The 263-nt window shown below is 44.9% G+C and carries 1 pseudogene; it reads left to right on the forward strand.

Annotated features, from left to right (window positions below):
- Positions 1 to 256: pseudogene (locus tag CXF87_RS22095) on the forward strand (MerR family transcriptional regulator); the annotation flags it as partial.
- Positions 257 to 263 lie beyond the last annotated feature (7 nt).

Below are 263 nucleotides of genomic sequence, written 5' to 3' on the forward strand. Positions count from 1 at the left end.
TGTTAGTCTTCCAGAGATCAAACAAATATTATCTTGGGCGGATCAAGGCACCGTAGAGTTTAATGAACCAGTACCACTCGCCACTCAAAGGCGACGTCTTCACTTGAGGACCCAAGAACTTCAGGTGATAGCGCGATGGTTAGATAACATGAACCAAGACAAGATGACTGAAAGCTTCAGGCTGAAGGAGCTCATCGAATCGCTTGGGACAGGTAAATTAGTTTTCGAGGCTAATGATTCGCGAAGTAATCATTAGTGATGCG

The sequence above is a fragment of the Halomonas sp. MES3-P3E genome (genome assembly GCF_002836035.1).
Lineage (GTDB): Bacteria > Pseudomonadota > Gammaproteobacteria > Pseudomonadales > Halomonadaceae > Vreelandella > Vreelandella arctica.